This window comes from Pseudomonas sp. AIG, from assembly GCF_977020205.1.
In genome coordinates, this window is record NZ_CDROCK010000009.1 from 53527 (window position 1) to 77091 (window position 23565).

Annotated in this window: 22 protein-coding genes; 8 read left to right on the forward strand and 14 right to left on the reverse strand. The window is 60.2% G+C overall.

Annotation, left to right across the window (positions count from 1 at the left end):
* Positions 1-35: 35 nt before the first annotated feature.
* Entirely contained in the window at positions 36-1355 is a 1320-nt protein-coding gene (locus tag ACWR1S_RS08170; protein ID WP_454563117.1) for an Nramp family divalent metal transporter, read from the forward strand.
* Between the two features lie 130 nt (positions 1356-1485).
* On the opposite strand, the gene ACWR1S_RS08175 is transcribed toward ACWR1S_RS08170, so the two are convergent.
* Positions 1486-2589, reverse strand: a complete 1104-nt coding sequence (locus ACWR1S_RS08175) for a cytochrome P450 (protein WP_454563118.1) — start codon at positions 2587-2589, stop codon at positions 1486-1488.
* A 79-nt stretch (positions 2590-2668) separates the two neighbouring features.
* On the opposite strand from ACWR1S_RS08175, the gene ACWR1S_RS08180 reads away from it, so the two are divergent.
* From ACWR1S_RS08180 to ACWR1S_RS08190, 3 genes are all read left to right on the forward strand, one after another.
* On the forward strand, positions 2669-3442 hold the full coding sequence (locus tag ACWR1S_RS08180; protein WP_454563119.1) for an ArsR/SmtB family transcription factor: 774 nt from the start codon (positions 2669-2671) through the stop codon (positions 3440-3442).
* 121 nt (positions 3443-3563) lie between these two features.
* On the forward strand, positions 3564-4784 hold the full coding sequence (locus ACWR1S_RS08185) for a putative DNA modification/repair radical SAM protein (RefSeq protein WP_160040869.1): 1221 nt from the start codon (positions 3564-3566) through the stop codon (positions 4782-4784).
* Complete coding sequence (locus tag ACWR1S_RS08190) at positions 4781-5614, forward strand: TIGR03915 family putative DNA repair protein (RefSeq protein WP_454563120.1); 834 nt, start codon at positions 4781-4783, stop codon at positions 5612-5614. Before ACWR1S_RS08185 ends, ACWR1S_RS08190 begins: the two co-directional genes overlap by 4 nt.
* 252 nt (positions 5615-5866) lie before the next feature.
* Here the strand turns inward: ACWR1S_RS08190 and ACWR1S_RS08195 are convergent, their stop codons facing one another.
* The 5 genes from ACWR1S_RS08195 to ACWR1S_RS08215 form a co-directional block, all read right to left on the reverse strand.
* Positions 5867-6886, reverse strand: coding sequence for a branched-chain amino acid aminotransferase (locus ACWR1S_RS08195; protein ID WP_008086978.1), 1020 nt, complete (start codon positions 6884-6886; stop codon positions 5867-5869).
* Between the two features lie 245 nt (positions 6887-7131).
* Complete coding sequence (gene lpdA, locus ACWR1S_RS08200) at positions 7132-8505, reverse strand: dihydrolipoyl dehydrogenase (RefSeq protein ID WP_454563121.1); 1374 nt, start codon at positions 8503-8505, stop codon at positions 7132-7134.
* A gap of 7 nt (positions 8506-8512) precedes the next feature.
* Positions 8513-9784, reverse strand: a complete 1272-nt coding sequence (locus ACWR1S_RS08205) for a dihydrolipoamide acetyltransferase family protein (RefSeq protein ID WP_454563122.1) — start codon at positions 9782-9784, stop codon at positions 8513-8515.
* Positions 9785-10843: an alpha-ketoacid dehydrogenase subunit beta gene (locus ACWR1S_RS08210; protein WP_454563123.1), complete on the reverse strand. Its 1059-nt coding sequence runs from the start codon at positions 10841-10843 to the stop codon at positions 9785-9787.
* A gap of 1 nt (position 10844) precedes the next feature.
* Positions 10845-12080 (reverse strand): 3-methyl-2-oxobutanoate dehydrogenase (2-methylpropanoyl-transferring) subunit alpha, encoded by a 1236-nt coding sequence (locus tag ACWR1S_RS08215; protein WP_221733612.1) that lies wholly within the window; start codon positions 12078-12080, stop codon positions 10845-10847.
* 185 nt (positions 12081-12265) lie between these two features.
* Here ACWR1S_RS08215 and bkdR point away from each other — a divergent pair, with 185 nt between their 5' ends.
* Positions 12266-12754 carry a Bkd operon transcriptional regulator BkdR gene (gene bkdR, locus ACWR1S_RS08220; RefSeq protein ID WP_016985245.1) on the forward strand — a complete coding sequence of 163 codons (489 nt, stop codon included), beginning with the start codon at positions 12266-12268 and terminating at the stop codon, positions 12752-12754.
* Between the two features lie 3 nt (positions 12755-12757).
* On the opposite strand, the gene ACWR1S_RS08225 is transcribed toward bkdR, so the two are convergent.
* Both ACWR1S_RS08225 and ACWR1S_RS08230 read right to left on the reverse strand, forming a co-directional pair.
* Positions 12758-13615, reverse strand: coding sequence for a tyrosinase family protein (locus ACWR1S_RS08225; protein ID WP_454563124.1), 858 nt, complete (start codon positions 13613-13615; stop codon positions 12758-12760).
* A gap of 125 nt (positions 13616-13740) precedes the next feature.
* Positions 13741-14604 carry an MBL fold metallo-hydrolase gene (locus ACWR1S_RS08230; protein ID WP_454563125.1) on the reverse strand — a complete coding sequence of 288 codons (864 nt, stop codon included), beginning with the start codon at positions 14602-14604 and terminating at the stop codon, positions 13741-13743.
* Between the two features lie 91 nt (positions 14605-14695).
* Between ACWR1S_RS08230 and ACWR1S_RS08235 the strand changes: the two genes are divergently transcribed.
* The 3 genes from ACWR1S_RS08235 (at position 14696) to ACWR1S_RS08245 (ending at position 17261) form a co-directional block, all read left to right on the forward strand.
* On the forward strand, positions 14696-15037 hold the full coding sequence (locus ACWR1S_RS08235) for an ArsR/SmtB family transcription factor (RefSeq protein WP_454563126.1): 342 nt from the start codon (positions 14696-14698) through the stop codon (positions 15035-15037).
* A gap of 169 nt (positions 15038-15206) precedes the next feature.
* On the forward strand, positions 15207-16451 hold the full coding sequence (locus tag ACWR1S_RS08240) for an FAD-dependent oxidoreductase (RefSeq protein ID WP_454563127.1): 1245 nt from the start codon (positions 15207-15209) through the stop codon (positions 16449-16451).
* Between the two features lie 9 nt (positions 16452-16460).
* Positions 16461-17261, forward strand: coding sequence for a sulfite exporter TauE/SafE family protein (locus ACWR1S_RS08245; RefSeq protein ID WP_454563128.1), 801 nt, complete (start codon positions 16461-16463; stop codon positions 17259-17261).
* 44 nt (positions 17262-17305) lie between these two features.
* Here ACWR1S_RS08245 and ACWR1S_RS08250 read toward each other — a convergent pair whose 3' ends face one another.
* The 6 genes from ACWR1S_RS08250 to ACWR1S_RS08275 form a co-directional block, all read right to left on the reverse strand.
* The gene (locus ACWR1S_RS08250) at positions 17306-18586 is read right to left on the reverse strand and encodes a TRAP transporter large permease (protein WP_454563129.1); all 1281 of its coding nucleotides are present in this window, start codon (positions 18584-18586) and stop codon (positions 17306-17308) included.
* Positions 18586-19113 carry a TRAP transporter small permease gene (locus tag ACWR1S_RS08255; RefSeq protein ID WP_116030074.1) on the reverse strand — a complete coding sequence of 176 codons (528 nt, stop codon included), beginning with the start codon at positions 19111-19113 and terminating at the stop codon, positions 18586-18588. Before ACWR1S_RS08255 ends, ACWR1S_RS08250 begins: the two co-directional genes overlap by 1 nt.
* A 76-nt stretch (positions 19114-19189) precedes the next feature.
* Positions 19190-20161, reverse strand: coding sequence for a TRAP transporter substrate-binding protein (locus ACWR1S_RS08260; RefSeq protein ID WP_454563130.1), 972 nt, complete (start codon positions 20159-20161; stop codon positions 19190-19192).
* Between the two features lie 62 nt (positions 20162-20223).
* The gene (locus ACWR1S_RS08265; RefSeq protein WP_454563131.1) at positions 20224-21117 is read right to left on the reverse strand and encodes an SMP-30/gluconolactonase/LRE family protein; all 894 of its coding nucleotides are present in this window, start codon (positions 21115-21117) and stop codon (positions 20224-20226) included.
* Between the two features lie 30 nt (positions 21118-21147).
* A complete protein-coding gene (locus ACWR1S_RS08270; protein WP_454563132.1) occupies positions 21148-21972 on the reverse strand; it encodes an NAD-dependent epimerase/dehydratase family protein in 825 nt (274 codons plus the stop codon).
* A gap of 276 nt (positions 21973-22248) precedes the next feature.
* Positions 22249-23535 (reverse strand): OprD family porin, encoded by a 1287-nt coding sequence (locus ACWR1S_RS08275; RefSeq protein WP_454563133.1) that lies wholly within the window; start codon positions 23533-23535, stop codon positions 22249-22251.
* Positions 23536-23565: the final 30 nt, after the last annotated feature.

The window sequence follows — 23565 nt, forward strand, 5'->3', positions numbered from 1 at the left end:
AGCTGCGTCTTTCCGACTTGTTTCTGGATGTGTGCGTGAAATTCAGTTTGCCCAAAATCGCCACCGCGCCGTTTTGTCCGCCGGAAGTGGCTGGCAGTGTTGCGTTGGATCCCAACGCCTCGTTCTTCAAACGCGTGCTGCGTTTCGCCGGCCCCGGCTTGCTGGTGTCGATCGGCTACATGGACCCGGGCAACTGGGCCACGGCCATCGAGGCCGGTTCACGCTTTGGCTACAGCCTGTTGTTTGTGGTGTTGCTGGCGAGTCTGGCCGGCATGGTCGTGCAATGTCTGTGCTCGCGGCTGGGCATCGCCACCGGCCGCGATCTGGCGCAACTGTCCCGCGAGCGCTACAGCACACCGACCGCACGGCTGCAGTGGGTGTTGGCGGAAATCTCGATCATCGCCACCGATCTGGCTGAAGTGCTGGGTTGTGCGCTGGCGTTTCATTTGTTGCTCGGCTGTTCGCTGACCTTCGGCATCGCCCTGACCGCGTTCGACACCTTGCTGGTGCTGGCCCTGCAAAATCGCGGTTTTCGCCGTCTGGAAGCAATCATGCTGGTATTGGTCGCGACCATCGGCGTGTGTTTCTTCGTTGAACTGCTGCTGATCAAACCCTACTGGCCGGACGTCGCCCAAGGTTTCAAACCGTCGCTGGCAGCGATTGGCGAAGCGGCGCCGTTGTACCTGGCCATCGGTATTCTCGGTGCGACAGTGATGCCGCATAACCTCTACCTGCACACCTCGATCGTGCAGACGCGGATGATCGGCAAGGACCTCGCCAGCAAGCAGGACGCGGTGAAACTGGCGCGCATCGACACCATCGGTTCGCTGGCCCTGGCGTTGCTGGTCAACGCGGCGATCCTGATCCTGGCTGCGGCGGCGTTTCACCAGTCCGGGCACACCGACGTGGTGGACATTCAGGACGCCTACCACTTGCTCGACCCACTGGTCGGCGGCGCGCTGGCCAGCGTGTTGTTTGGCGTCGCGCTGCTGGCGTCGGGGCAGAGTTCGACCTTCACCGGCACCATCGCTGGCCAGGTGATCATGGAGGGTTACCTGAACCTGCGGATTCCGTGCTGGCAGCGACGCTTGATTACTCGCGGACTGGCGTTGATTCCGGCGTTTATCGGCGTGTGGCTGATGGGCGATAACGCGATTGGCAAGTTGCTGGTGTTGAGCCAAGTGGTGTTGAGTCTGCAATTGCCGTTTGCCTTGTATCCATTGATCCGCATGACTAATGACAAGCTACTCATGGGGCCGTTTGTGAACCGCTGGCCAACCCGGGTGTTGGCGTGGGGCTTGTTTGTGGTGATCAGCGGCGCTAACAGCTGGTTGATTTTGCAGTGGGCGGTTTGAGCCAGCCTTTGCAGTGACTGGGCTGGCCTCTTCGCGAGCAAGCTCGCTCCCACAGGGGTATTGGGTGTGCACAATGTTGTGACCACCCGATAACTCATGTGGGAGCGAGCTTGCTCGCGAAGACGGACTGTCAGGCGCCCGAGTCGCTGAACACAGGAATGCGCCCGTTGAGCGAAGGTCTGTAGTGCCAGTTCAGGCAATTCAGATCGATGCCCTTTGCGAGTATTTCCCGCACCGTCGCCCCGGCAATACTCATCGCCAACGCTTGCCCCGGACACTGATGTCGACCACTGCCAAAACTGAAACTGCGGCGGTTCTCGCGCTTCGGCAGAAACTCCTCCGGCCGTTCGTTGAGTGCCGGATCACGATTGGCCGAGGCCAGCAGCACCAGAATGACATCGCCCATTTCGACACGTACTCCAGCAATCTCACAGGACGCGGCGACAAAGCGCCGGGTGTTCTGCACCGGCGGATCGAAGCGCTGCACTTCGCTAAGCAGTGCTTCGATGGATTCGCCGCGCAACGCTGGCTGACGACGTAGTGCCAACAGGGTATTGCCGATCAGCCCGGCGCAGGCTTCGAACGTCTGCGAACAGAGGCCGATCAGGTTGGCGATCAGGATTTCCTCATCGCCGGCAAAGCGCTGCTGGATCGCGCTGAGGAAGTCGCTGGCAGGTTCAGCGAGCAACTCGATGAAGTAGCCGCGCAGGTGTTCGGCCGCTGAATCTGCCGCGGCCAATTGCAGGTCATTGCTCAACGGCGACAGGCAGGCGACGAAATCCGCCGTCAGCTCGCTGACTGCCCGGGCTTGCGCTGGCGTGAATCCCAGCAGCGCCGCGACCACAGACACCGGGCCACGAAACATGGCCTTGTACACTCCGTCGGCGTCCGCTGAGATCAGTCGTGCGGAGACCAACGTGTTGATGGCTTCAAGGTCGAGTGAGGCCAGCTCAGGCTCGATCGCAGAGCGCGGGCAGCGCTGGCGTTCACCGTCATTCATGCGCATCAGTTGGCCAAAGACTTTGCCGGCCATGCTTCCGGCAATCGCCTTGGGCACTGGCTCTTGCGCCGGACGCACGCAGCAATCAGCGTGGGCCAACACCGCACACACCGCACGGGCGCTGCTGGCGACCCACAGTTTCAGCTCCGGATGAAACGTCAGTCCACCGTCTGCGCGCAGTTCGGCGTAGTAGGGATAAGGATCGACATGCGTTGCGGCGCTGATCGGGTTCATGGTGTGCATCCTTGTCGGCGGGGAAAGTGTTGCTACTATCTCCACTGCGCAACGACGATGATTCGTCCGGGAGCGAACTATGCACGCAGAACATCAAGACATCGGCGTTTCCCAAGTGGCCGCCGCCATCGCCGAGCCGGCGCGGACGAAAATCCTCTGTTCGCTGATGGACGGCCACGCCCGCACCAGCACGGAGCTAGCGACGATCGCCGAAGTCAGCGCCTCCACCGCCAGTGCGCACCTGGCGAAACTCAAGGACCTGGCCTTGGTGCGCCTGCACGTGCAGGGCCGTCATCGCTATTACAGCCTCGCCGATCAGCGCGTGGCGCAGGCGCTGGAAGCGCTGATGGTGATTGGCCAGAACGCCGCGCCGACGTTCAAGGCGCATACGCCGGATCGCCTGCAATTTGCGCGCACCTGCTATGACCACATGGCCGGGACGCTGGCGGTGTTGCTGCATGACCGTTTGATCGAGGGCGGTTGGTTGGTGGTAACCGACGAGCAGGCGTATCGCTTGAGTGAGACGGGCGAGGCGTTGTTTCTTGGGCTGGGCATCGAAGTGCAGGATTTGACGACGCTGCGCCGTAAATTTGCCTGCCCGTGTCTGGACTGGAGCATGCGCCGGCCGCATCTCGGGGGTTCACTGGGCGCGGCGCTGTTGCAGACCGCGTTGAAGCGCAAGTGGGTGACGCAGGATCTGGACAGTCGGGCGCTGGCGTTGACGGCGGCGGGGCGCAAGGAGATCGGTGCGCGGTTTGGTGTTGAATTGCCGGTAGACGGGCAGATCAAAAGATCGCAGCCTGCGGCAAAGCGTGCACACCCGATCAATACCGACCGTACCGAATCCCTGTAGGAGCTGCCGAAGGCTGCGATCTTTTGATTTTGCGCACCTGACCGACGAGGGGCGCATTTGCCTCCTTGTGTCACCGCAGTCGACTCTATACTGTATATGCAAACAGTATAGAGCCCGCGCCATGCAAATCATCGACAAGCTGAGCATTCTCGCCGACGCCGCCAAGTACGACGCCTCCTGTGCGAGCAGCGGCGCGCCCAAGCGCAGCTCCGAGGGCAAGAGCGGGCTGGGCTCGACCGATGGCATGGGCATCTGCCACAGCTACACGCCGGACGGGCGCTGCGTGTCGTTGTTGAAGATTCTGCTGACCAATTTCTGCCTTTACGATTGCCAATATTGTGTCAACCGCCGCTCCAGCGATGTTCCGCGCGCTCGTTTCACCCCCGAGGAAGTCGTGGCGCTGACCATGGATTTCTACCGGCGTAACTGCGTCAGCGGGCTGTTTCTCAGTTCCGGCATCATTCGCTCGGCGGACTACACCATGGAGCAACTGGTGCGGGTGGCGAAGCTGCTGCGTGAAGAGCATGAGTTTCGCGGGTACATCCATCTCAAGACCATTCCCGAAGCCGATCCGGCATTGATCGAAGAAGCAGGGCGCTACGCCGATCGCCTGAGCGTCAACATCGAGCTGCCGACCGATGCCAGCCTGCAAGTGCTGGCGCCGGAGAAGGACATCACTTCGATCAAGCAGGCGATGAACACCATCTACACCGGCGTGCAGACCGTGTTGAACGAACCGCGCTCCGCCAAGTTCGCCCCGGCCGGGCAGAGCACACAGTTGATTGTCGGCGCCGACGACACCGATGACAGCACCATCCTCCACAGCGCCCAGGCCTTGTACGGCAATTTCCGTCTGCGCCGGGTCTACTATTCGGCTTTCAGCCCGATTCCCGACAGCCCGAAAAGCGTGCCACTGGCCGCGCCGCCACTGATGCGCGAACACCGTTTATATCAGGCCGATTTTCTCCTGCGCAGCTACGGCTACAGTGCTGATGAATTGCTCAAGGGACCGGGTAATCTGGCGCTGGACATCGACCCGAAACTGGCCTGGGCGTTGCAGAATCGCGAGGTATTCCCGCTCGATCTGAACCGTGCCGAAGCCTCCCTGATTGCGCGTATTCCCGGTATCGGCCTGCGTACCACCGAACGTCTGGTCGAGCTGCGCCGCCAGCGGCGCATTCGTTACGAAGACGTCGCGCGTATGCGTTGTGTGCTGGCCAAGGCCAAGCCGTTCATCATTACCAGCGACTACCACCCGCAGCAGGCCGAGGTCACCAGCCATCTGCTCTATCAGCAATTGCGCGACCGGCCGATGCCGCAGCAGATGGGGCTGTGGGGATGATCAATCTCGATTGCGATGATCTGTTCGACACCTGGCGCCAACAGGCGCGCTGGTTGCTGAGCCACGAAGTCGATCCGAGTCTGGTGAGCTGGGCCTCGCAAGGTGTGGGTGATCTGTTTGCCAGTGATGAGCCGGTGCCTGAAGGGCAGGGGCCGTTCCAGGCGCGCATTCCGCGAGCGTTGCTCGACACGCTGGAGCAAGCGTCGCGCTATCGTGGTGATCAACGCTGGAGCCTGTTGTATGAAGTGTTGTGGCGCGTCAGCCATGGCGACCGCACGGCGATGATGGCCGGGGACAAGCTCGGTAGCGAGTTGCAGCGACGGATCAAACAAGTCAATCGCGAAGCCCATCACCTGCATGCGTTTGTGCGTTTCATCGAGCGCCCGTCATCCAGCGCGGGCCCGCAATATGTGGCGTGGCATGAGCCGGCCCACGACATTCTGCACAGCGCCAGTGAGCATTTCATCGGGCGCATGGGCCGCCACCGCTGGTTGATCGCCACGCCGCGTGACGGGGTTTATTACGATGGCGAGCAACTGATTCATCAGCGGCAATGCCCGGTGGAATGGCAGCAGTTGGCGCAGAATGTCGACGATCCTCATGGAGATCTGTGGCTGACGTATTACAGCCACATCTTTAATCCAGCGCGGTTGAACGAAAAGGTCATGCAGGGGCATTTACCGGCGCGGTTCTGGAAGAATTTGCCGGAGGGGGAGTTGATTCCCGGGTTGATTACGCAGGCGCGGATGGGTAAGCAGCAGAATGGGCAGGCGAGTGGGATTGCTGATCGGCTTGGTAAACGGATAACGCTGAAAAGCCCCTCACCCTAACCCTCTCCCGGAGGGAGAGGGGACTGACCGAGGTGTTCTCGCGTACTACATCGACCTGAACGATCACGTCGAACTCAGGTTTTGAACGGCACAACAATCGGCTCCCTTTCCCCCTCGCCCCCCTGGGGGAGAGGGCTGGGGTGAGGGGGAAAAGATCTGCAGCCTTACCCAAAAAAAACCAACAACCACAAATAAAAAAAGCCCCCCACCAATCACTCGGTGGAGGGCTTTTCTACATCAGCACCCGTCAAATCAAACCTTGACGATCCAACCCGCTGGCGCTTCGATGTCGCCGGTTTGCACGCCAGTCAGCTCTTTGTAGAGCTTCTGGGTCACAGGACCCACTTCGGTCTCGCTATGGAACACATGCAGATGGTCGTTGTAGCTGATACCACCGATCGGGGTGATCACCGCAGCCGTACCGCAAGCGCCGGCTTCTTTGAAGTCCGACAGTTTGTCGATCAGCACGTCGCCTTCAACCACTTCCAGGCCCAGACGCGATTTCGCCAGTTCGATCAGCGACAGGCGGGTGATGCCTGGCAGAACCGACGGCGAGTTCGGGGTGATGAACTTGTTGTCGTGGGTGATCCCGAAGAAGTTGGCCGAGCCGACTTCTTCGATCTTGGTGTGGGTCATCGGGTCCAGGTAGATCGCGTCAGCGAAGTTGGCTTTCTTGGCTTTCGAGCCCGGCATCAGGCTGGCTGCGTAGTTGCCGCCGACCTTGGCTGCGCCGGTGCCTTGTGGGGCGGCGCGGTCGTAGCTGGAAATCTGGAAGTTGTGCGGGGTCAGGCCGCCCTTGAAGTAGGCGCCAACCGGGATGCAGAAGATCGAAAAGATGAACTCGGGTGCAGTGCGCACGCCGATGTTGTCACCCACGCCTATCACGAACGGACGCAGGTACAGCGCGCCGCCAGTGCCGTATGGCGGAATGAAGCGCTCGTTGGCACGAACCACGGCTTTGCACGCTTCGATGAACTGCTCGGTGTCGACTGTCGGCATCAGCAGACGCGCGCAACTGCGTTGCATACGCAGGGCGTTCTGGTCCGGGCGGAACAGATTGATCGAGCCGTCCTTGCAACGATAGGCCTTCATGCCTTCGAAGCACTGCTGGCCATAGTGAAGGGCCGTCGAGCCTTCGCTGATGTGCAGCACGTTATCTTCGGTCAGGGTGCCTTTGTCCCACTCGCCATCGCGAAAGTACGACAGATAGCGTTTGTCGGTCTTGATGTAATCAAAACCCAGCTTGTCCCAATTGATGCTTTCGTTACCCATGACACCCTCTATCACTGAACAACCGTCGAAACGGTTCAAGGCTTCTGACGTTTTTTGGATGGGCACAACAATACTTCATTCTTGAGCGGTTTCGCAGCCGGAATTCGCTCCACTGATCGTTCCCACGCTTGATCGTTCCTACGCTCTGCGTGGGAATGCCTCATCGGACGCTCCGCGTTCGGCTTTTGGGACGCAGAGCGTCCCCGGCTGCATTCCCACGCAGAGCGTGGGAACGATCAACGCAGCTACAGGTGCAACGCATGCCCGAGGGCACGCAACGCCGCTTCCTGCACCGCTTCACCCAGGGTCGGATGCGCATGAATGGTGCCGCCGATGTCTTCCAGTCGCGCGCCCATTTCCAGGCTTTGCGCAAACGCCGTCGACAACTCCGACACGCCAACGCCCACCGCTTGCCAGCCAACAATCACATGGTTATCCCGACGAGCGACCACGCGTACAAAGCCGCTTTTCGACTCCAGCGTCATCGCCCGGCCATTGGCGGCGAACGGGAAACTGGAAACGATGCAGTCCAGCCCCGCAGCTTTAGCCTCCTCCGGGGTCTTGCCGACCACCACCAGTTCCGGATCGGTAAAGCACACCGCAGCAATCGCCGTCGGGCTGAATTCGCGGGTTTTGCCGCTGATCAACTCGGCAACCATTTCGCCCTGCGCCATCGCGCGGTGGGCCAGCATCGGCTCGCCGCTCAAATCGCCAATCGCGTAGACGTTGCGCATACTGGTCTGGCAGCGGCTGTCGATCTTGATCGCCGCGCCGTTCATGTCCAGATTCAGTGCTTCAAGGTTCCAGCCCTGAGTGTTCGGTTTGCGACCGACGGCGACCAGCACCTGATCGGTTTCCAGGTTCAGGGTTTCGCCCTCAGGGTCGCGCACCTGCAAGGTGCCGTCGAAACCCAGCACGCTGTGTTTCAGATACAGCTTCACGCCCAGTTGCTTCAACGCGTCATGCACCGGTTGCGTCAGTTCAGCGTCATACGCCGGCAGGATGCGGTCCTGCGCCTCGACCACACTGACGTCGGCGCCGAGCTTGCGATACGCGATACCCAGCTCCAGACCGATGTAACCCCCACCCACCACGACCAGACGTTTCGGCACGGATTTCGGTGCCAGCGCTTCGGTGGACGAGATGATCGGCCCGCCAATCGGCAGCATCGGCAGATTGACGCTGGTCGAACCGGTGGCCAGCACCAAGTGCTCGCACTGGATGCGCGTGTCGCCGACATCCACAGTTTTACCGTCGATGACCTTGGCCCAGCCATGGATGACTTGAACCTTGTTCTTCTTCAGCAGTGCAGCCACTCCGGTGGTCAGACGATCAACAATGCCGTCCTTCCACTCGACGCTTTTGCTGATGTCGAGGCTCGGCGCGGAAACGCTGATGCCCAACGCCGAATGCTGGCTGTGATGTTGCGTCTGGTGAAACTGCTCAGCCACATGGATCAGCGCTTTCGACGGGATGCAGCCGATGTTCAGGCAGGTGCCGCCCAGCGATTGGCCTTCGACCAGAATGGTCGGAATGCCCAGTTGTCCGGCGCGGATTGCCGTTACATAACCGCCGGGGCCGCCGCCGATGATCAGCAGCGTCGTGTTCAGAGATTGCATGCGCGCCTTACTCCACAAACAAAGTGGCAGGTTGTTCGATCAAGCCACGAATGGCCTGGATGAAGAGGGCCGCGTCCATGCCGTCCACCACGCGGTGATCGAACGAGCTGGAGAGGTTCATCATCTTGCGGATCACCACCTGGCCTTTGACGACCATCGGCCGTTCGACGATTTTGTTCACGCCGACGATGGCCACTTCCGGCAGGTTCAGAACTGGCGTACTGACGATGCCGCCCAGCGCGCCGAGGCTGGTCAGGGTGATGGTCGAGCCGGACAACTCATCGCGGCTGGCCTTGCCGTTACGCGCGGCGTTGGCCAAACGCGAGATTTCCGCGGCGCTGTCCCACAGGCTGCGCGCCTCGGCGTGACGCACCACGGGCACCATCAAGCCGACATCGCTTTGCGTGGCTACGCCGACATGTACCGCGCCGAGGCGAGTGATGACCTGGGCTTCGTCATCGTAACGTGCGTTCATCTGCGGGAAGTCGCGCAGGGCAACGACCAGAGCGCGAACGAGGAACGGCAACAAGGTCAACTTGCCACGGCTGGCACCGTGTTTTTCGTTCAAATGCGCGCGCAGTTCTTCAATCGCGGTGACGTCGATTTCTTCGACGTAGCTGAAGTGTGCGGCACGCTGGGTAGCATCCTGCATGCGCTGGGCGATCTTGCGGCGCATGCCGATGACTTGAATCTGTTCTTCGTCGTTACGCTGGGCGTAAGCGGCGGCAACTGGTGCCGAAGCATTTGACTGACCTTGTGCCAGATACGCTTCAAGGTCTTCGTGCAGCACACGACCGGCCGGGCCGGAACCTCGCACCAAGCGCAATTGAATACCCAGGTCCAGCGCGTGTTTGCGCACGGCGGGGGAGGCGAGCGGGCGTTCGTCTGCTTCACGGGCAACCATCGGGCCTTGGCAAACGGCAGCCGGACGCGGGGCGGCTGGAGCAGGTTTGCTCTCAACAACGGCTTCAACTTTCGGCGCAACCGGTGCTTCTTTAACAGGCGCAGGTGCGGCGGACTCTTTCAAGTTACCGGCACCCTCGACTTCAATGCTGATCAACACACTGCCTACCGCCATCACTTCACCCGGCTGACCGCCGAGGGCAATCACTTTCCCGTGCACTGGCGACGGAATATCGACCATCGCCTTATCAGTCATCACGTCCGCCAGCACCTGATCTTCAACCACCAGATCGCCAACCTTGACGTGCCACTGCGACAGTTCTACTTCTGCGATGCCTTCGCCGATGTCCGGCATCTTGATAACGTGCGTGCCCATTCAGACCTCCATGACCCGTTTCAACGCCGCACCCACTCGGGACGGCCCTGGGAAATACGCCCACTCTTGCGCGTGCGGGTAAGGGGTGTCCCAACCGGTGACGCGTTCGATCGGCGCTTCCAGGTGATGGAAGCAATGCTCTTGCACCAGCGACACCAGTTCGGCGCCGAAACCGCAGGTGCGGGTGGCCTCGTGAACCACCACGCATCGACCGGTTTTCTTCACCGATTTGACGATGGTTTCCAGGTCCAGCGGCCACAGGCTGCGCAGGTCGATGACTTCGGCATCGACGCCGGACTCTTCAGCCGCAACTTGCGACACGTAAACGGTGGTGCCGTAAGTCAGCACGGTCACGTCCTTGCCCGGACGCGTGATCGCGGCAACGTCCAGCGGCACGGTGTAGTAGCCGTCCGGCACCTGGGCTTGCGGGTGTTTCGACCACGGGGTTACCGGGCGGTCGTGATGGCCGTCGAACGGGCCGTTGTAGAGGCGTTTCGGCTCAAGGAAAATCACCGGGTCATCGTTTTCGATGGAGGCGATCAGCAGGCCTTTGGCGTCATACGGGTTGGACGGCATGACCGTGCGCAGACCGCAAACCTGAGTGAACATCGCCTCGATGCTCTGGCTGTGGGTCTGACCGCCGTAGATGCCGCCGCCGCATGGCATGCGCAGGGTCATCGGCGCAGTGAACTCGCCGGCCGAGCGATAACGCAGGCGTGCCGCTTCGGAAATGATCTGGTCGGAGGCCGGGTAGACGTAGTCAGCGAACTGAATTTCGGCGACCGGGCGAAAACCATAAGCACCCATGCCCACGGCAACACCGACGATGCCGCTTTCCGAGATCGGTGCGTCGAACACGCGCGAGGTGCCGTACTTGGTCTGCAGGCCTTCGGTGCAACGGAACACGCCGCCGAAGTAGCCGACGTCCTGACCGAACACGACGACATTGTCATCACGCTCAAGCATCACATCCATGGCCGAGCGCAGGGCCTGGATCATGGTCATGGTGGTCGTGGTCATGGCGGTTTCCAACTGAATATTGTTGTTGTGGTCGTTCATGTCAGATCCCCAACTGCTGACGCTGGCGCTTCAAGTGCTCCGGCATCTCTTTGTAGACGTCTTCGAACATGGTCGCGGCGCTTGGAATCTGGCCGCCGGCGAGGGTGCCGTACTGTTCGGCCTGCTTCTGCGCGGCAATCACTTCGGCTTCGAGCTCGGCGCTGACGGCGGCGTGCTCTTCGTCTGACCAGTGACCGACCTTGATCAGGTGCTGTTTGAGACGGGCGATCGGGTCGCCGAGCGGGAAGTGGCTCCAGTCATCGGCCGGGCGGTATTTGGATGGATCGTCGGAGGTCGAGTGCGGGCCGGCGCGGTAGGTGACCCACTCGATCATGGTGGGGCCGAGGTTGCGGCGGGCGCGTTCGGCAGCCCAGGCAGAGGCCGCATACACCGCGTAGAAGTCGTTGCCATCGACGCGCAGCGAGGCGATGCCGCAACCGACGCCGCGTCCGGCGAAGGTGGTGGCTTCACCACCGGCAATCGCCTGGAAGGTCGAAATCGCCCATTGGTTATTCACGACGTTGAGGATCACCGGCGCACGATAAACGTGAGCGAAGGTGAGGGCGGTGTGGAAGTCCGATTCGGCGGTGGCGCCGTCACCGATCCACGCCGAGGCGATTTTGGTGTCGCCCTTGATAGCTGAAGCCATGCCCCAGCCGACCGCCTGAATGAACTGGGTGGCGAGGTTGCCGGAGATGGTGAAGAAACCGGCGTCCTTGACCGAGTACATGATCGGCAACTGGCGGCCCTTGAGCGGATCGCGCTCGTTGGACAGCAGTTGGCAGATCAGGTCGACCAGTGGCACTTCGCGGGCCATCAGGATGCTTTGCTGACGGTAGGTGGGGAAGCACATGTCGTCGATGTTCAGCGCGAGGGCCTGAGCACTGCCGATGGCTTCTTCGCCGAGGCTCTGCATGTAGAACGACATCTTTTTCTGACGCTGGGCGACCACCATGCGGTTGTCGTAGATGCGCGTCTTGAGCATGGCGCGCATGCCCTTGCGCAGGATCTCGACCGGCACGTTCTCGGCCCATGGGCCGAGGGCGTTGCCTTGATCGTCGAGCACGCGAATCAGCCCACGCGCCAGGTCGGCAGTGTCGGCAGGTTCAACGTCGATGGGCGGTTTGCGCACCGTACCGGCATCGGTCAGATGCAGGTAGGAAAAGTCGGTTTTGCAGCCGGGACGGCCCGAGGGTTCAGGGACGTGCAGGCGCAGCGGTTCATACGCTTGGGTCATGGCTTCTACGCTCGATCTTGTGAATTTCTTGTAGTGAGCTGGCAGTCATTCTTCGGTAGAAGAAATCTTGTCCTACAACAATCATAGGCGCGGGCAAGAAGAATATTTATCTCTGTTTCGTTGCGCTGGAGATGATTTGCAGATAGAAATTCTGCATAAACATAAAAAACAGGTGGTTTTGTCTCATGCGCAAACTGGACCGTACCGACATCGGCATTCTCAACAGCCTTCAGGAGAACGCGCGCATCACCAACGCCGATCTTGCACGCTCGGTGAACCTGTCGCCGACACCGTGCTTTAATCGGGTCAAGGCGATGGAAGAATTAGGCCTGATTCGCGAGCAGGTCACGCTGCTGGATGCCGACCTGCTGGGGCTGCACGTGAACGTGTTCATCCACGTCAGCCTGGAAAAGCAGGTGGAGGAAGCGCTGCAGCATTTCGAGGAAGCCATTTCCGATCGCCCGGAGGTGATGGAGTGCTACCTCATGGCCGGAGACCCGGATTACCTCATCCGGGTCCTGGTGCCGACCATTCAGTCGCTCGAACGCTTCATGATGGACTTCCTGACCAAAGTACCGGGTGTGGCGAATATCCGGTCAAGCTTTGCGCTGAAGCAGGTGCGCTACAAGACCGCGCTGCCGTTACCCGCTAACGGTTTGACGCTGGGCAGTTGAGCGTCAGATGTACTCATACTGGTAATCAAGCTCTGCGGTGAAGAGCGTTTGTTGGGCGGTAAAGGTTTGCGGCCAGGGCGCCAGTTCGTTGGCCGGATGAAAGATCAGCACGGTTTCGTTCATGTCCGCCGAGCCGGACTCGTTGGTTAAGCCTGGAGTGCCAGAATGCTGATGTTTCCAGCGCTCCCACAATAAGTCGAGGTAGCAGTGGTGCAGGAAGAAGATCGGGTCATTGGGTGAGGAGGCTTGCGCCATGCTGCCACCTATCCATGCATGTACCGGATTGTGCAGTTCGGTTTCCGAGACGTTTTCCCAGCCGCTTGCGTCCATCCAGTATTGCGTTCTGTTGAGTGTCGAGATGACTGTCTCTGCCGTGGGCAGTGCGCCGTTTGCCCCAAGATCTCGACGAATGCCGGTGTTACCGATGCCCTCATCCCAGACTCTGACTTCGAACTGCGATTGCTCTGTGGAAAACGGGCCGGCGGTGACGCGCTGGTCCTGCAGGCTGTCACCGTTTGGGCCCATGAAATCCGAGGTGAAAGGGTTGTCGGCGCCGGTCAGTTGCCAGTTCCAGTAGGGCAGGGTGATGGTCGGGTCATTGGCGGCGGCCTGCAAGGCCAGTTCGAACTGTCGGATCAGAATGCGATGCCACGGATAGAACAAGGGACTTCGATGCGGATTGGGTATCAGCGGATTGCTCCCGCCCATCGAATTTTTGTGGATCTGGACAAAATCATCGTAGCGGGACTGCTGCCCGGGTCGCAGCACGCTGTCGACGTTGTTCTTCAGCCTCAGGATGGCATCGATGAAGGCGGATTTCTGTTGTGGTGTCATGTCACGGTGATTACGACGAATATCCATATTGCGAAAACTCCATTGAATGTTTGCCCAATGGAGTCTGATCGCTGAGAGGATTTTCACCAGTTCATCACCATCGACAGCGTTCGTAGGAAAAATAATCCACAAACGGGTCGAGTGATTTTTTCCTATAGGGAATTGAGCGGAATCTTCAGGTAAACCACGCCGTTTTCCTCGGCCGGTGGCAAATTCCCCGCCCGCACATTGACCTGAATCGCCGGCAGCAGCAGCGTCGGCATGCCCAGCCCGGCATCACGCTGGGTGCGCATTTCGACGAACGCTGCCTCATCAATCCCGTCGTGCACATGAATATTGCTTTTGCGCTGCTCACCGACGGTGGTCTGGCACTGCGAGGCGCGGCCCTCGGGCGGGTAATCGTGGCAAACGTAGAGTTTCACGCTGGCGGGGAAGGCCAGCAGTTTGTGGATCGAGGCAAACAACTGATTGGCGTTACCGCCAGGGAAGTCGCAGCGTGCCGTACCCACATCGGGCATAAACAGCGTGTCGCCCACCAGAATCTGCTCACCATCGATCAAATAAGCCATGTCCGCCGGCGTATGCCCGGGTACATGCAGCGCAGTGGCTTTGAGATTGCCGATACGGAACGATTCGTTCGGGGCAAACAGATGATCGAACTGCGAGCCATCGACGCAGAACTCCGGCTCCAGATTGAACAGCGCCTTGAACACGTTCTGCACTTTGCTGATCGATTCGCCAATCGCGATCTTGCCGCCCAGTTCCCGGCGCAGATACGGTGCGGCAGACAGGTGGTCGGCGTGGGCGTGGGTTTCCAGCAGCCACTGCACCTGCAGATTATGTGCGCGAACGAAGGCGATGATTTGGTCGGCTTGCGCGGTGCAGGTGCGTCCGGCGGCGCCGTCGTAATCGAGGACTGGATCGACGATCGCGCATTGCCCGCCATCGGTTTCATAGACCACATAGCTGTAGGTCGAGGAGGCGGGGTCGAGGAAAGCTTCAATCTGCGCGGGCATGGACACCAACCTGAACGAGGAAAATGGGTTGCAACACTTTATCTAAAAACATAATGTTCGCAGCTTAAGTGACCTTGAAGGCATCGTGCAAATGCAATCCAGTCTGACCGAATGTGAAGTCGCCCAGCTGCGCGCCTCGGCCTCCAAGGCCTGCGCGTTGCTCAAGGCCCTGGCCAATGAGGATCGCCTGTTGATCCTGTGTCAACTGACCCAGGGCGAACGCAATGTCGGCGAACTGGAAAAGATGACCGGTGTGCGCCAGCCGACGCTGTCGCAGCAACTGGGCATCCTGCGTGATGAAGGCCTGGTCGCGACCCGTCGTGAAGGCAAGTACATTTTCTACGGCCTCGCCAGTCCGCAAGTCATTCAGGTGATGAAGACCCTCTCCGGGCTCTATTGCGGCGCCGTGCTGAAAAGTCTGGGCCATCAATAAATGCCAGCCATGACACTGGTTCAATGTGGGAGCGAGCCTGCTCGCGAAAGCGCTAGTCCAGTCAATACTTGCATCGACTGATACGCCGCCTTCGCGAGCAGGCTCGCTCCCACATTGGGATTTGTGGTTTGGCTCGAACAATCCTTGCGTGCAGCAAAAGGAACAAGCAATGAACGATCAACACTGGGGCCCATCCATCAGTGCAGACATCGTGGTCATCGGCGGCGGTACGGCCGGTATCGGTTTTGTCGCCAGCCTGCTCAAGCGTGACCCTGCGCTGAAAATTACCGTGATCGAACCGAGCGCCCAGCATTACTACCAACCGGCGTGGACGCTGGTCGGCGGTGGTGCCTATGACGTAAAAGACACGGCCAGGCCCATGCACAAGGTCATGCCCAGGCAAGCGAACTGGCTGCAAGCGGCAGTCACCGCAATCGACCCGGACAATCGCCAACTCACCCTCAATGATCAACGTACCGTCAGCTATCAAAACCTGATCGTCTGCCCCGGCCTGCGCCTGGCCTGGGAGAAAATCGAAGGCTTGCAGGAAAGCCTCGGTCAGCACGGCGTGACCTCTAACTACAGCTACCAGCACGCGCAGTACACCTGGGATCAGGTGCAGAAACTGCGCGGCGGCAAGGCGCTGTTCACTCAACCGGCGATGCCGATCAAGTGCGCCGGCGCACCGCAAAAAGCGCTGTACCTGTCTTGCGATCACTGGCGCAAAAGCGGCGTACTGAACACCATCAATGTTGAATTCAATCTGGCCGGCGCCGCGTTGTTCGGCGTGGCGACGTTCGTCCCGCCACTGATGAAGTACATCGAAAAGTACAACGCCCGACTGGCCTTCAATTCGAATCTGGTCAAGGTCGACGGCCCGGCGAAAACCGCGTGGTTCGAGATCAAGGACGCCGACGGCAACGTCACCCGTGTGGCGAAAAGCTTCGATCTGCTGCACGTGGTGCCGCCGCAGGTGTCGCCGGACTTCATCGCGCAAAGTCCTTTGGCCGATGCGGCCGGCTGGTGTGAAGTCAATCCGCACAGCCTGCAGCACCCGCGTTATCCCGAGGTGTTCGCGCTGGGTGATATCTGCGGCACCAGCAATGCGAAAACCGCCGCGGCGGTGCGCAAGCAAGTGGTGGTGGTCGCGGAAAACCTGCTCGCCCAGCGCAAGCAACAACCGCTGCCGCTGAAGTACGACGGTTACGGTTCCTGCCCGCTGACGGTGGAGAAGGGCAAAGTGATCCTTGCCGAGTTCGGTTATGCCGGCAAGTTGCTGCCGACTTTTCCACTGGACCCGACTGTGGCGCGACGTTCGGCGTGGTTTCTCAAGGCGACGCTGCTGCCGTGGTTCTACTGGAACGGCATGCTCAAGGGCCGCGAGTGGCTGACGCGTCTGTCCAGGGTCGACTGAGAAAACCTTATGTTGCTGGCAAGTCTGTTTGGCGTGGTGATGGGGTTGGTCCTCGGCTTGACCGGGGCCGGCGGCGGTATTCTCGCGGTGCCGGCGCTGGTCCTCGGCCTCGGCTGGACGATGACCCAGGCAGCGCCGGTGGCGTTATTTGCGGTCGGCAGTGCGGCGGCGGTCGGTGCCATCGACGGTTTGCGTCATGGCCTGGTGCGTTATCGCGCGGCGTTGTTGATTGCCGCGTTGGGTGCGGTGTTTTCGCCGTTGGGCATCTACTTCGCGCACCAGTTGCCGGAGAAAATCCTGATGATCCTGTTCAGTCTGCTGATGGTCATGGTGGCTTGGCGCATGCTGCGACGCGAGCGTCAGCAGGAAGGGCCGAGCGATCACGGTCATGCCAGTTGGGGTCAGAAGAATTGCATGCTCAATGAACAAACCGGTCGCTTCGACTGGACCGCCAAATGCACCGCTACATTGGCGGCGCTGGGCGCAATTACCGGGGTGGTGTCGGGTTTGCTCGGGGTCGGCGGCGGCTTCCTGATCGTGCCGGCGTTCAAGCAACTGACCGATGTGCAAATGCGCGGGATTGTCGCGACGTCGTTGATGGTGATCAGTCTGATTTCGGCAATCGGGGTGATCGGATCGTTTCACGCCGGTGTGCGGATTGACGGGCAGGGCGCGGCGTTTATCGTCGCCAGCATTGTCGGCATGATCATCGGACGCAAGCTCTGCGCACGGGTGCCGGCGCGGACGTTGCAGGTGGGGTTTGCCAGTGTTTGTCTAGTGGTGGCGGGGTATATGTTGTTGCGGGCGTAAAGCAAAAACCGCAGCCCATCAAGGGCTGCGAATTTTTTAACGGCTTACAACACCAAATGCGGCAACCACAACGAAATCGCTGGAATGTAGGTCACCAGCATCAGCACCAGAAACAGCACCGCGTAAAACGGCAGCAGCGCCTTCACCGTGCTCTCGATACTGACCTTGCCCACCGCCGAACCGACAAACAGCACCGCCCCCACCGGCGGTGTTATCAGCCCGATCCCCAGATTCACCAGCATGATCATGCCGAACTGCACCGGGTCAACGCCGATGCCGAGAATCACCGGCATCAGGATCGGCGTCAGGATCAGGATCAGCGGCGCCATGTCCATCACCGTGCCGAGCAACAGCAGCATGACGTTGATGCACATCAGGATCACGTAGCGGTTGTCCGACAGTGTCAGAAACGCCGTGGTGATCTTCGCCGGAATTTGCATCAGGGTCATGATGTAGCCGAAGCTCGCCGCGAAACCGATCAGGATCATCACGATCGAAATCGTCCGCACCGTGCGGTGCATCAGCTTCGGCAACTCACGCCATTTGTAGTCGCGGTAGATGAACATGGTGACGAAGAACGCCCAGAGCACGGCGATGGCCGCCGATTCTGTAGCCGTGAAGATTCCCGAGAGGATGCCGCCGAGGATGATCACCATCGCCATCATGCCCCAGAGGGCTTCGCCGACGATTTTCAACGCCTGGCGCATCGGGATCACTTCACCCTTGGGGTAGTTGCGTTTTTTCGCGAAGATCAGGCACAGCACCATCAGGCACGCGCTCATCATCAAGCCCGGGACGATGCCGGCCATGAACAGCGAGGCAATCGAAACCGTGCCACCGGCGGCCAGGGAGTAGAGCACCGAGTTATGGCTTGGCGGGGTCAGCAGGGCTTGCACCGAACCGCTGACAGTCACGGCGGTGGAGAAGTCCCGTGGATAGCCCTTGCGTTCCATTTCCGGAATCAGCACCGAACCCACCGACGCGGTGTCGGCCACCGACGAACCGGAGATCGCGCCGAAAAAGGTCGAGGCGACAATGTTGACCAGTGACAGGCCACCGCGCACAAACCCCACCAACACCCCGGCACACGCCACCAATCGACGGGACATGCCGCCCTCGGCCATGATCGCACCGGCCAGCACGAAGAACGGAATGGCCAGCAGCGAGAATTTGTTCACCCCCGAAGCGACCTGAATCATCACCGCCTGGAACGGAATGTCGATCCACCATGCCCCGATCAGCGCGGCCGCGCCGAGCGCGTAGGCGACCGGCATGCCGATCAGGATCAATACGATAAAACTGCCCAGCAGTATCAGAGCGTCCATTAAGCGGCACCTTCACTTTCTTCAACCAGGTCGAACTGCACGACGCGTCGTTTGCTCTGGTCACCGAGCAAGAGTTTTTCCAGCACGAAAATCAGCGTCAGCAAGCCGCCCACGGGAATGGGCAAGTAGGTCACGCCAACGCGCAGATCGGGCAGGGCTGCCATGAACTGATTCCAGGTGGACATGCACAGTTTGGCGCCCCAGATCGTCATGAAGATGCAGATCGCCGCCATGAGCAGCTGGGAAAAAATCGCCGCCGCGGTTCTCAGCTGTGGAGGCATGCGGTCGGTGAGCATGGCCACGGCCATGTGCGCACCGGCGCGGTAACTGGCGGCAGCGCCGATGAAGGTAAACACCATCATCAGCAGGATCGCCGTGGGCTCGGGCCAGCTCGAACCGGTGCCCAGCACGTAACGGGCGAACACGCCCCAGGGAATCATCAGGGAAATCGCCAGGACGGCAAGGCCGGCGACCCAGATGCACGTCATGTAGATCTTGTCGTTGATACGCAGCAGTAGATTCTTCATCGGGTTCCACCGTAACCGGGCGCGCCGCAGTCATCGGGCGCACCGGGCCTTGTTCATGGGGACGGAGCGGGAGGCGTTACTGAACGGCTTCGATCTTTTTGATCAGATCGGCATACGGCGCGCCGTATTTCTCACGAACCGAGGCGGTGGCGTCGTAGAAGGGTTTCTTGTCAACGGTGATGAACTCGACGCCGGCAGCCTTGAGTTTTTCTTCACTGGCGGTGGACTTCTTGTCCCACAGCACGCGCTCTTCGGCCTGGGCAGCCTTGGCGGCTGTCTTGACCTGCGCCTGTTGATCCGGGGTGAGTTTCTCCCAGGTGATTTTCGACATCACGATCGGCTCTGGCAGGATCAGGTGACCTGTGAGGCTGTAGTACTTCGCATTCTGGAAGTGGTTGTGTTCGAGCAGGGTTGGCGGGTTGTTTTCCGCGCCGTCGATCACGCCGGTCTGCAAGGCGCTGAAGATCTCGCCGGTGTCCATGGCGATACCGTTACCGCCCATGGCGTTCATCATGTCGATGAACATCGGGTTGCCTTGCACGCGGATTTTCATGCCTTTGAGGTCTTCGAGCTTGCGCACCGGTTTCTTGGTGTAGATGTTACGCGTGCCGCCGTCCATCCAGGCCAGGGCCACCAGGCCGAATTCGGAATTGGTGATTTTGTCGAGGATTTCGTCGCCCACCGGGCCATCAATGACCTTACGCATGTGCGCCTGGTCGCGGAAGATGAACGGCATGTTGAACACGTTCACATCCGGCACCACGGGGCCGACGATACCTAGACTGACGCGCGACATCTGCACCGCGCCGACTTGCATCTGCTCGATGACTTCCTTTTCCGAACCGAGTACACCGCCCGGGAAGTACTTGAAGGTCAGCTCGCCGTTGGTTTCCTTGGTCAGGGTCTTGCCCATGCTCTCTTCGGCTACGACAGTCGGGTAACCGGCGGGGTGAATGTCAGCGAATTTGAGTTCCAGCGCCTGAGTGGCACCGGCAAAGGTGAACATCAGTGGAAGTGCAGCGGCCAGCAAGGTGCGTTTGAAGTCCATGGGGGTGTCTCCAGTCTTGTTATTGTTGTGTTCAAGGCGCAGCGGTGCAGCAGAGGTGGGTGTTACAGCAAAGCGTCGAACATCGGCTCCGGCAGGCCTTTGACGTTGGGGTTGAGGGCGAACACGCCACCGGCCAGGGATTGCGGATCGTGGTCGTCGCCGGGGCGAATCGAGGTCACGAACAAGGTGTCCATCCGGCTGCCGCCGAAGGCGCACATGGTCGGTTTTTTCACCGGTACCGCCAGCGAAAAGTCGAGTCGGCCGTCCGGCGCGAAGCGGTGAATGAGGCCTGCATCGTTGGCACAGATCCAGTAGAAACCTTCGGCGTCCACGGCCGCGCCATCGGGCCGGCCGGGGAAGTGGTTCATGTCGACGAAAACGCGGCGGTTCGATGGCGTGCCGGTATCGGTGTCGTAATCGAATGCCCAGATCAATTGCACGTCGGGGTGCGAGTCGGACAGGTACATCGTCTTGCCGTCGGGGCTGAAACCGAGGCCGTTGGGCACGATGAAACCGTCGAGTTGCGCTTCAATCACGCCGGACTGCCCGGCGCCATAGCGATAGAGCCGGCCTTCGGGCGCACTCAGGCCCATGTTCAGCACCATGCTGCCGGCCCAGAAACGGCCCTGTCGGTCGCAACGACCATCGTTGAGGCGCATGTCTTCGCGGCTGTGCTCGACGCTGGCGAGCCGTTCGCTGTCGAGGCTGCCGTCGCTGTGTGGGTGCAGATGAAAGAAGCCGCTTTCCATGCCTGCGACCCAGCCGCCACGGCTGTTGCGGGCGATGCAGGCGAGCATTTCCGGGGTTTTCCAGGCATGCACATGGCCGGTCTCGGCGCTCCAGCGTTGCAGGCCGCCGTTGGGAATATCCACCCAGTACAGCGCGTTTTCCTCTGCCACCCAGACCGGGCTTTCGCCCACGGCGTTGCGGGCATCGACGATCAATTCGGCTTGCATACTCATTCCTTTGCGTCGTTGTCAGAGTGATCAGTCGCCGAACGGACCGGCCGCGACAAACGCGCCGCCCTGATAGATCCGCGCCGGGTCATCGGCTGCGGGCATCGGCTGCGCTTCGACTTTTTCGCGGAACACTTCGGAGCTGTCCTTCGCTTCGAACCCGAGGTGGCTGGCGAAGCGGTTATCCCACCAGACGTCTTTGTTGTCGGACATGCCGTAGACCACGGTGTGGCCGACGTTCGGCGTGTACAGCGCGCGTTCGAGCAATTGCGTGAGGTCGTCGAAGCTCAGCCAGGTGTGCATCATTCGGCGGTTTTGCGGCTCGGGGAACGAGGAGCCGATGCGGATGCTGACGGTCTCGATGCCGTAGCGATCGAAGTAGAAACTGGCCATGTCTTCGCCGTAGGACTTGGACAAGCCGTAGTAACCGTCGGGGCGGCGCGCGGAGCTGGCGTCGAGCTGTTCGTCTTGTTTGTAGAAGCCGATGACGTGGTTGGAACTGGCGAAGATCACTCGCTTGACGCCATGGCGGCGCGCGGCTTCGTAGATGTGAAACACGCCGCAGATGTTGGCACCGAGGATTTCTTCGAATGGCCGCTCCACGGAAACACCGCCGAAATGCAGGATCGCGTCGACGCCTTCGACCAGTTGGTGTACGGCGTGTTTGTCGGCCAGATCGCAAGGGACGACTTCTTCGCGATCATCGACGGCCGGGGCGAGGGCAGCGATGTCCGATAAACGCAGGACATTGGCATAAGGGCGCATCCGTTCGCGCAGGACTTTGCCCAGGCCACCGGCGGCGCCGGTCAGCAGCAGGCGGTTGAACGGGGCGCGGGGAGTGGAGGTAGATGTCATGGCAATCCCTTACACGATTGTTATTAGGTTTGTTGTAGGTTGTCGTATGACTGCGCCGAAGTATCGGTAGGGTTTCCGGAACTTGTCAACGCGACTTTTGGTGTAGATGACGGAAGGGCCAGTTCTCTTTTCGATCCACCGTTCCGTATTTGCAATGCAATCCCTTGTAGGAGTGAGCCTGCTCGCGATAGCGGTGTGTCAGTTGAGGAAGAGGCGGCCGACACACCGCTATCGCGAGCAGGCTCACTCCTACAGGGGTTTTGCGGCGCCTGGTGGTTACAACAACGAAATCGGATAACTGATAAAGATCCGGTTCTCGTCAAACTCGTTGGTGCTGAAGTCCCGGCGAATCGTCGCGTTACGCCATTTCACGTTGAGATTCTTCAGCGGTCCGCTCTGCACCGTGTAGGCCAGTTCCGATTCGCGGCCCCATTCCTTGCCGTCAGTGATGGTGCCGGTGTGCACGTTATCGCCGCTGATGTAGCGGTTCATCATCGTCAGGCCGGGGATGCCAAGGGCGACGAAGTTGTAGTCGTGACGCAATTGCCAGGAGCGTTCCTTGGCGTTGTCATAACTGGCGTTGTAACTGTCGTTGGCCAGCGTGCCGCCGCTGGTGCCGTTGACCCGCATCCACGCGTCGTCACCGCTGAGTTTCTGCAGGCCGACGTAGAAGGTGTTGCCACCGTATTTGGCCGACAGCAGGGCGAACGCGGTCTTGTTGTCGAGGTCACCGGCCTGGGCGCTGCCGTCTTCCTTGCCGGTGAAAAAGCCGAGGTTGGCGCCGAGCGTCCAGTCGCCCAACGGCTGGCTGTGGCTGAGGTTGAAATACTGCTGCTGGTAGATGTCGCTGAGTTCGGCGTACCACACGCCGACCAGCGTGCGTTTGTCGTTGAAAGTGTATTCGCCGCCGCCGAAGTTGAAGCGGTCGGAAGTGAACGCGCCACGGCCGTTCATCGACATGTCTTCCATGCTCGCGTCGTTGCGCGGGCTGTTGCCACGGAACTGCCCGCCGTAGACGGTCAGGCCATTGATCTCGGTGGAAGTGATCTGGCCGCCACGAAAGGTCTGCGGCAGCGAGCGGCCATCGTCGGAGCGCAGGATCGGCAGCACCGGCATCCATTCGCCGACCTTCAGTTCAGTCTTCGAGACCTTGGCCTTCAGCGCTACACCGAGGCGCCCGAAGTTGTCGGCCGGACGTCCGTCATCGTGGATCGGCAGCAGTTGCGTACCGCCCGTGCCTTTACCGCCATCAAGCTTTTGCGAATACAGCCCCAACACATCGATACCAAAACCGACGGTGCCTTGGGTGAAGCCGGATTTGGCATCAAGGATAAAGCTCTGCGTCCACTCTTCAGCCTTGCCCTGCGGATAGGCGGGGTTGACGAAGTTGCGGTTGAAGTAGGCGTTGCGCAGGTTCAGCGTGGCTTTGCTGTCTTCGAGAAAGCCTTCGGCATCGGCGCTCATCGGCAGGGCGAGGGCGAGGCTGCTGCAGCCGATCAGGCCAAGTGTGGAACGGCTGGAAAAGCGGGAAGGGCGGACGGAATTGCAGACGAGTGTGCTCACTGTGACGCTCCCTGTTTCGTTTGTTGTTTT